Source organism: Roseibium sp. RKSG952 (assembly GCF_009711355.1).
In genome coordinates this window covers 117,886-126,757 of record NZ_SMMF01000955.1, presented here as the reverse complement: position 1 = coordinate 126,757, position 8,872 = coordinate 117,886, and the positions used below count along the sequence as shown (strand labels likewise).

9 protein-coding genes are annotated in these 8,872 nt (G+C 54.4%); 4 read left to right on the top strand and 5 right to left on the bottom strand.

Annotation, left to right across the window (positions count from 1 at the left end; genetic code table 11):
* The 4 genes from zwf to E1297_RS37190 form a co-directional block, all read left to right on the top strand.
* Window positions 1-1,399, top strand: a 1,399-nt coding sequence (gene zwf / locus E1297_RS37205) for a glucose-6-phosphate dehydrogenase (protein WP_244328018.1), incomplete at its 5' end; no start/stop codon positions are given.
* Window positions 1,396-2,067 (top strand): 6-phosphogluconolactonase, encoded by a 672-nt coding sequence (pgl, locus tag E1297_RS37200; protein WP_155147143.1) that lies wholly within the window; start codon window positions 1,396-1,398, stop codon window positions 2,065-2,067. The genes zwf and pgl, both read left to right, overlap by 4 nt.
* A gap of 5 nt (window positions 2,068-2,072) precedes the next feature.
* Window positions 2,073-3,677: a glucose-6-phosphate isomerase gene (gene pgi / locus E1297_RS37195; RefSeq protein WP_368669804.1), complete on the top strand. Its 1,605-nt coding sequence runs from the start codon at window positions 2,073-2,075 to the stop codon at window positions 3,675-3,677.
* A gap of 181 nt (window positions 3,678-3,858) precedes the next feature.
* Window positions 3,859-5,478: a long-chain-fatty-acid--CoA ligase gene (locus tag E1297_RS37190; protein WP_155147138.1), complete on the top strand. Its 1,620-nt coding sequence runs from the start codon at window positions 3,859-3,861 to the stop codon at window positions 5,476-5,478.
* Between the two features lie 518 nt (window positions 5,479-5,996).
* Here E1297_RS37190 and E1297_RS37185 read toward each other — a convergent pair.
* From E1297_RS37185 to E1297_RS37165, 5 genes are all read right to left on the bottom strand, one after another.
* Window positions 5,997-7,073, bottom strand: a complete 1,077-nt coding sequence (locus E1297_RS37185; RefSeq protein ID WP_155147136.1) for a site-specific integrase — start codon at window positions 7,071-7,073, stop codon at window positions 5,997-5,999.
* Window positions 7,055-7,228 carry a helix-turn-helix domain-containing protein gene (locus E1297_RS51410; RefSeq protein WP_196223491.1) on the bottom strand — a complete coding sequence of 58 codons (174 nt, stop codon included), beginning with the start codon at window positions 7,226-7,228 and terminating at the stop codon, window positions 7,055-7,057. Before E1297_RS51410 ends, E1297_RS37185 begins: the two co-directional genes overlap by 19 nt.
* A gap of 90 nt (window positions 7,229-7,318) precedes the next feature.
* Window positions 7,319-7,480 carry a helix-turn-helix domain-containing protein gene (locus E1297_RS51405; RefSeq protein WP_155147132.1) on the bottom strand — a complete coding sequence of 54 codons (162 nt, stop codon included), beginning with the start codon at window positions 7,478-7,480 and terminating at the stop codon, window positions 7,319-7,321.
* Window positions 7,481-8,029: 549 nt separating this feature from the next.
* The gene (locus E1297_RS37170; protein ID WP_155147130.1) at window positions 8,030-8,323 is read right to left on the bottom strand and encodes a hypothetical protein; all 294 of its coding nucleotides are present in this window, start codon (window positions 8,321-8,323) and stop codon (window positions 8,030-8,032) included.
* Window positions 8,324-8,414: 91 nt separating this feature from the next.
* Window positions 8,415-8,789 carry a hypothetical protein gene (locus tag E1297_RS37165; RefSeq protein ID WP_196223490.1) on the bottom strand — a complete coding sequence of 125 codons (375 nt, stop codon included), beginning with the start codon at window positions 8,787-8,789 and terminating at the stop codon, window positions 8,415-8,417.
* Window positions 8,790-8,872: the final 83 nt, after the last annotated feature.

The following is an 8,872-nucleotide window of genomic DNA, read 5'->3' as shown; positions in this document are numbered from 1 at the left end:
CGGCGATCTGGCGCAACGCAAGATCCTGCCGGCGCTGTTTCGCAGGTATTGTGCTGGCCAATGGCCCGAAGAGGTGCAGATCATTGGCGCTGCGCGTGGACAACATGATCAGTCTGAATTCCGATCAATCGTTTCCGATTCGCTAAAGGCTCATGCGTCGCGACAGGCAGAGAATCCGGAACAACTGAATGGTTTCCTGAGACGCGTTGACTATGTGCCTTTGGATGCGTTGTCAGATGAGGGTTGGGCGCAACTTGCCGGAAAGCTGGGTGAGGACCGCATTCGGGCATTCTATTTCTCGGTGGGGCCACGTTTGTTCGGTCCGTTGGCCGAACGCATCAAATCTAATGGTATGGCATCGGCTCGCACGCGCATCGTGGTCGAGAAGCCATTCGGTCACGATCTGGGAAGTGCACGCGAGTTGAACGAGACTCTGGCTGCGCACTTTAGGGAAGGTCAAATCTACCGGATTGACCATTATCTTGGAAAAGAGACCGTTCAGAACCTAATGGCCGTTCGGTTCGGCAACATGCTGTTTGAGCCCCTCTGGAACAGCCAGTATGTCGACCATATTCAGATCACCGTGGCAGAAACCGTCGGGATCGATGGCCGCGAAGAATACTATGAGCGGGCAGGTGCCATGCGCGACATGGTGCAGAACCACCTGATGCAGCTGTTGTGCCTGATCGCCATGGAACCACCGGCGAAATTTGATCCGGACGCGGTGCGTGATGAGAAACTGAAAGTCATTCGCGCCCTCGATCCGGTCAAACCGCATCACATTGTCAGGGGGCAATTCACAGCGGGGCCAGATGGGCCGGGATATCGGGATGTGGTAGGCAACCCGCGTTCAACCACCGAAAGTTACATTGCTCTGAGAGCGCATGTCAGCAACTGGCGGTGGGCTGGTACGCCGTTCTATTTGCGAACCGGAAAGCGGCTTGTTGCACGGTCTTCGGTGATCAATGTCATGTTCAAGGACGCACCGCATTCTATCTTTGGGGAAGAGGCTGGGCGGCACGCCAATACGCTGTCCATCCGACTGCAGCCCAACGAGGGCATCACCCTGAAAGTGACGATCAAAGAGCCGGGACAGGGTGGCATGCGACTGGTCGATGTCCCGCTGGACATGAGTTTCGCCGAAGCCCTGGGGCCAGAGAACCACAATCCACCGGACGCCTATGAACGGCTGGTGATGGATGTAATCCGAGGTAATCAGACCCTCTTTATGCGGGGTGATGAAGTTGAGGCCGCGTGGGCATGGACCGACCCGATCATCGCGGGATGGCAGGCGCGCGGCGATGTGCCGAAACCATATGAAAGCGGTAGCACCGGACCCGGCGACGCCGAGCTGCTGATGAAACGCGACGGTCGCCATTGGCAAGGGATCAAGCCATGAATATTCAGGAATATGCCGACCGGGACATGCTGGCCATCGACGTGGCGAACGAACTGGCAGGAGATCTGGAGTCAGCGTTGCTGCATCACGATAAGGTAGCCTTTGCTGTTCCCGGTGGCACTACACCCGGTCCGGTGTTTGACAGTCTGTGTGCGGCTGATCTCGAATGGGATCGGGTACGTGTTCTGCCAACCGACGAACGGTGCGTGCCGGGCAATCACGAACGATCGAATGAGCGTCTGATCCGCGAGCGTTTGTTGACCAGCCGTGCCTCGGTTGCGGAGTATGTGCCGCTTTATGTGGCTGGGAAGGACCCCGAAGAGGCAATGCCTCAGATCGAGTCACTGATTGCGCCGGTACTGCCGCTGTCGGTTCTTGTTCTGGGGATGGGTGAAGACATGCACACGGCCTCACTGTTCCCTGGAATGGATGGGTTGGCTGCGGCGCTGGACAGCCATGCTCCGACGCTTGCTGTGGCGCGGACTGAAACACAGCCCGAAGCGCGCATTACGCTTACGGCTCCGGTTCTGGATGGCGCGCTTTCTAAGCACCTGATCATATATGGCGCTGCGAAACGTGATGCGTTGGATCGTGCCATGTCCTTGCCGCCCGAGGAAGCGCCCATAGCAGCCGTCCTGAGCGGCATGACCGTACATTGGGCGGAGTGAGGCGCGTGCAGCTAGAAAATCTCAAGTCCCTTGCGGCCACTGATCCACACATTCTTGAGCTGTTTGCGGCTGATCCGGATCGGGCTCAGAAGTTTTCTGCGTCCACAGGGGATTTGCTATTCGATTACTCAAAGACGCAGATTGATCAGGAAGTGCGGTCCGCTTTGATCGATCTTTGCGAAGCGGCTGGATTGGCAGCGCGCCGCGAGGCGATGTTTACCGGGGTCAAAATTAACGAGACCGAAAACCGCGCCGTACTGCACACTGCTCTACGCAATCTTGATGGCGGCCCGATCGAAGTTGATGGTCAGGACGTCATGCCAAGCGTGTTGAATACGTTGCAACAAATGCGCGTCTTCGCCGAAGAGGTACGTGGAGGTGCAATCAAAGGGGAGGGGGGCAGCTTCACCGACGTGGTTAATATCGGGATCGGTGGATCTGATCTGGGGCCGGTCATGGCGACCCACGCGCTTGCGCCCTATCACGATGGTCCGCGGCTGCATTGTGTGTCGAACGTAGACGGTGCGCATATTGCCGACACGTTGCGCCAGCTTGATCCAAAGCGGACGTTGATCATCGTCGCGTCCAAGACGTTCACAACCATCGAGACAATGACCAATGCCCGCACGGCGCGCGCCTGGATGCAGGATGGTGGCGGTGATCCTGCAAAGCAGTTTGCAGCGGTATCAAGCGCGCTGGACAAAACTCATGCCTTTGGCATTCCGGAAGACCGGGTGTTTGGCTTCGCCGACTGGGTTGGGGGTAGGTACTCGGTCTGGGGACCAGTTGGTTTACCTGTGATGATCGCAGTTGGTTCGAACGCCTTTGATGCGTTTCTGCGTGGCGGTCAGGCGATGGATCTGCACTTCCGTTCGGCCGACTGGATTGAAAACATGCCAGTTATGCTGGCGCTGGCTGGAATATGGCATCGTCAGGTACAGGGTCACGCCAGCCGCGCGGTATTGCCATATGACCAACGATTGCTGCGTCTACCTGCTTATTTCCAGCAGTTGGAAATGGAATCGAACGGCAAGTCTGTGGCGATGGATGGTTCTGACCTGACAGTGCCTTCGGGTCCGGTGGTATGGGGTGAGCCTGGCACAAACGGGCAGCATGCGTTTTATCAGCTGATCCATCAGGGAACAGACATCGTGCCCTGCGAATTTATGGTTGCAGCCGAGGGGCACGAGCCCGAATTGGCCCACCATCATCGTCTTCTGCTGGCAAACTGCCTGGCACAGTCCGAGGCCCTGATGTGTGGTCGATCACTGGATAAAGCGCGTGCTCGGATGGCTGAGAAAGGCCTGCAAGGTGACGAGTTGGAACGGCAGGCACGGCACCGCGTATTCCCGGGCAACCGACCTTCAACCACGTTGATCTATCCAAAACTCACACCGTTTGTTCTGGGACAGATCATTGCGCTTTATGAACATCGGGTGTTTGTCGAAGGTGTCTTGCTGGGCATCAACTCATTCGATCAATGGGGTGTCGAACTGGGCAAAGAGTTGGCGACGTCTCTGGGGCCGATTGTAGATGGCGAAGAAAGCGCAGCAGACAAGGATGGTTCGACGGCTGCCCTGATCGATTACGCATTGCGTCATCGGGGTTGAATTCCACAAAATGTTGCAACTTGCCTTTGCGGCAAGCTGCATTCTCTTATTGTCAGACAATTAAATGCTTGGCAGGCTTGTCCGTGGGAGACGCCTGTGAAGACTGCGCCCTTTGGCGGCGGGTCTAGGGCATAAACTGGTGCTGCCTGTCTGGGGCTGTGCTGACAAAGGGAGGATGCCCATGCTGGGACAGATGATGACGCAACCCATGTTGATTTCGTCATTGGTGGATCATGCCGAACGATATCACGGCCAGACTGAAATTATCTCGGTCGAAACAGATGGGGCCATCACGCAAACCAACTGGGCAACCATCGCTGTAAATGCGCGCCGGATGGCGTCAGCGCTCGGCAAGCTGGGCCTGGAGCCTCAGGACAGGGTAGGAACGTTAGCATGGAACAATCGCCGGCATCTGGAGATTTACTTTGCCACTTCAGGCGCCGGTTTTGTTTGTCATACGATCAACCCGCGCTTGTTCCCTGAGCAATTGGTTTACATCATCAACCACGCCGAAGACCGGGTTTTGTTCTTTGATGAGACGTTCATTCCGCTGGTAGCAGGAATTGCGGATCAGCTTACCGAGGTTCGCCACTTCGTTCTGATGGGGCCGCGCAACGAAGCGGCGCTTGCGCAAATTCCCGGACTTCAGTTCTATGATGAACTAATCGAGACGGGGGATGTGGATTTCGTTTGGCCCAGCTTTGATGAAAACACTGCGTCCAGCCTTTGTTACACTTCGGGCACAACAGGGCATCCAAAGGGAGTTTTGTACTCGCATCGGTCCACGGTTTTGCACAGCTTCGCCTCGAATACGCGAGATGTAATCGGGTATTCGGCGATGGATGTCGTTATGCCGGTGGTTCCGATGTTCCATGTCAACGCATGGGGGTCACCTTATGGCTGCGCCATGTCTGGCTCGCGAATGGTTCTTCCCGGTCCCGGACTGCACGGTGAGGCATTGGTCAATCTGATCGACACCTATGGTGTGACGCTCGCGATGGGTGTTCCGACGATCTGGCAGGGCCTGCTGGCTCATGCCGCTACATCCGGAACCAAACTGGCCAGTCTGGAGCGTACGGTGATTGGCGGCGCGGCTTGCCCACCTTCGATGATTGAAACATTCCGCGAGACTTATGGCGTTGATACCGTTCATGCCTGGGGCATGAGTGAGATGAGCCCTCTGGGTACAACAAACTATCCCTTGGCCAAGCATCGGGATCTTCCGTTGGAAGAACAGCATCGGCTGCGTGAGAATCAGGGACGTCCCCCGTTTGGTGTTGAATTGAAGATTGTGGACGATGATGGGAATGACCTGCCCACTGACGGTGTCACGCAGGGCGACCTGATGGTGCGCGGGCATTGGGTGCTGGACAGCTATTTCCATTTGCAAGATCAGAGTCTGCTGCAGGACGGTTGGTTTGCCACCGGGGATGTCGCGACGCTGGATTCGGATGGCTACATGACGATCCGGGATCGTTCAAAGGACATTATCAAATCCGGGGGCGAATGGATCAGCTCGGTAGAGCTTGAGAACATTGCCGTGGCGCATCCCAAACTTGCCACCGCTGCAGTCATCGGGGTGCCGCATCCAAAATGGGATGAGCGGCCTTTGTTGGTTGCAGTCAAAGCCGATGGGGAAGATCCAACGCCAGAGGAACTGCTTGAATTCTTTGATGGAAAGATTGCCAAATGGCAGGTTCCGGACAAGGTGGTTTTCGTGGATGCCTTACCTTTGAACGCAACGGGGAAGGTGCTGAAACGCGCCCTGCGGGCAGATTTTGCGGATGCTCTGACATCCTGATCTGTGAGATATGGAAGAATGGCTCCGGCGGTAGGGATCGAACCTACGACCAATTGATTAACAGTCAGATTGGTGTCGGCTAATGCATTGATATCTGGCGAGTTTGGGTTTGGTTGGTCCCGGGTAAACTCATTTGGATGCGTTTGCCTCGGAAAGATTGGTTCAGTGAACCTATGAACGAAAGATATATGCGCCTATCGGAAATTTTCATGCGCTGACGGCAGCTAAATGCAACCCTAAATCTACGGTTGTTGACCAGAAATTGGGCGTGCGCATTTAGATTGTAACGCCAAACGACTTTCAAGGACCAATTCGAAAAATCTCTGGAAATGCATGGCCTGGATCAAATTATGGAGCATGTTGATCCCAAGCAAGCCTCCACCCCGAGCGAGGAGTTACTACGGAATGCTTGGCAATCAAATTTGACTCTTGGATAACGGCTTAGGATGCTGAAAGGTCGGCTGGTTTCAGTAGGCCTTCCATCCGTTTCAGAGAAAATCAATGACGTGTATCTACGTTCAATCGTCGGGTGAGCCAGTAGGCTTTTTGATTTCGATTTTCTGGCCTTTGAGAAAGTCAACGGCCGCTGCCTCTTCTCGAAGATGGTCAGGAGCATACCTGGCGTAAATCTTCTCCGTAACGGCGATTGATGTGTGACCCAGATACTGCGAAACTCGTGCCATCGAACACCCACTGGCGACCATATGCACTGCCGAAGTATGGCGCATAACGTGAGGCGTCACCTTTCCGGAAAGTTCTGCGCGCTGTACGGCCTTCTTGAACGCATTCTGGATGCTTTTGACGCCTTGACCTTTGTATTCGACGACATAACCGGAGTAACCGACGCCTTTCCACTGCTTAAGCAGGGCGGCTGTTCCTTCATTCATTGGAATGAAAGCACGGGGCTTAATGTGGCTTTTTTCTTTTACCCTCAGATCGATAGTTTGCTTGCGAAAATCAACACGGTCCCATGTCAGGTCCAAAATTGCGCCGATTCGACCGGCGGTAGATAGCATTAGAACCGTAGCAACATGGAGATGAGGTGTTTGCTGGGTTTCATCGAGAAGAGCCTGAATTTCGTTGTGATCAAGCCATCGCTCGACTTTATTGGGCCGAGCTGGCTTTGTCAGCTTGTGGGGATCTTCATTTATCATCTTTTTCCTTTTGGCAAAGTTCAAAGTGGACTGTATATGATTGATTTCATTGTACAGTGTGGTGTTTGAAATCTCTCTTCCGTTCCTTTCCTTGAATTTCTTCCGCTGCGCCTTCACGTATCGTTTTACCAGTGCGTCATCGATTTCCAGCGGTTCATATTGTCCGAAGAACGGGCCGACGTCTTTCCGCATCGACTTCAGGTGCTGCGCCGTGCGGCGTCCCTCGAGTTCATCTTGGTATTCCATCCACACGGTCTTGAACTTGAGCTTTCCGCCGCGGAGGATTAACCGTGACTTGTAGAGTCTCTGGCCTTCTGGCCAGGCCTCTGTCAACGTCTTGGCTGAAAGCTGATAGCGACGACGCGTCCTCGTTCCGTCTACCATTTCATACCAGGTGACACAGAAGCCGCCTCGCAATTTGCCTATGCGGAATGGGTGCATTTTTCATATTCCTCAATTGCGGACGTTGGGATGCGCAGAAGCTTTTTACCAACCCGGTAAGCGTCAAGCTTTCCTGTCGAAATGAGCTTTCTGATCGTATTCGCGGAGCATTGCCAGCGGACTGCCAACTGCTCTGGTGTGCAACAGTTCTCCATGTGGATTTTCCTTGCTCGAGCCGCTGCAGGCCCTGCCCAAAGCAATTGTCTTGTGGCAGGGTAGGTGGCGGCCATTGGTTACGAGAATAGTTAGGCCTGCCGCTCGAAGTGCGAAACTGCATGTTCAGTGACACGCATCAGGCGCCCAACTCGGAAGTGCGGCAGTTGACCGGAAACGATTGCTTCTCGGACTGTTTGAGTAGAACAACCCCACCGTATGGCGAGTTGTTCTGGGGTAAAAATTCTCTCCATGGCTGTTTCCCATTAGCCTGAAGCTACGCGGACCCTATGGGGCCGACGGATCCTCTCAATCACGTCAAGAATTTGGTCGCTGCGGCACGGTTATCGGCGTGTCTTCAGCGTTTGCTCTGAAAGTCTGGAGCAGCAGGCAAAATGGTAGGGTTCCTCATTTCATTTTCGTCTTGGCGAAAGCAACATTGGCCAAACAAAGCAGAACCGAATGGTGAACTGGAGAAATTATTCTAACGTCATGAAAATAAGCAGAACTTTTTTACTTCAGGCGTCCGGGTAATAGTATTTTCCTAAGAGAAAAGGGCCCGTGCAGACGCTGTGTGCCTTCTGGCCCTCATATTGACCTTTTCTCAAAAACACGGAACGTTGCCCTTGGCCCAAGCACAAGGCTTGGGCCAAGGGCATCACGTACTTGTGCTGACGGCCGGGTCAAACCCGTCCCAGTGCCAATTTGAGCTGCCGCATCGCAGCTTGCAGATCTCGAACATGCATACGAATGCCCTGGAAACTCTTCCAGCGCTCTGCAAGTTGCCGCAGTTTTTCACGATCTCAGTCGAAAATCAGATGTTCAGAAGTGTCGATACGCATCGTCAGATCACCGTAGCCAGGCTTGAATGCGTTCAACGCCATCCTGATTTCGTCAGCCATCAAATCCAATGCTTTATCGTCATTGATCGCCAGCGGTTCTCCGTCCTTTAGACGTTGAATCAATTGTGGCAGCAGCGACAGAAGGTGTTCTTCGGCTTGGATCCCGGCTTCTTCCCATTCTTCGGCGAGCCAACGCCCTTGCTTGATGGTTGAAATAACGGCCTGCTCGAGCTGCTCGTTAAGATCATTCGCCATGGAAATTCTCCTTTGCTGTGGCGGTTGAAAACGAGGCACTATTGCCTCTCAAGATGCCGGGGCTGGCAGGCAGGCCCCGGCCTTTGGCTCTTCACGCTGGCAGCAGCGCAGTTGGGGGTACTACGTGAGCGGTGAAATGGGCCCGGAGATGCTCGGTGAACTCGTCCGCCAGAAGGCAGATGTCTTCAACGATGGGCGAGTCCGGGTCAATCTCAGCGAAACACGCGGCTTCGATACGTTCTGGATCGTGGACATCTTTCAATGTCAGCAATTCGTAGAGGCGGATCAGGTTGTGTTCCATTCGCCGGGTCAGCTTGGGCTGAATGGCCAGATCGTCCATGATGGCGTGAACGCAACGAACGCCAGACTGGCCGCCGAGTAGCACTGACGCATTCTGTAGGGCTTCCGAGTGATTAAGGAAAAACTCCCTGAGGTCCTTCAGGGGGTCGTGATTTAAGTCGAACATTTCTTTGTTCTCCTTTGCAGCACCCTCGCATCATGCTCGGGTTTCAAGGGCGCCTGATTTCCTCCTTGGGTTTGCGCGTAAGT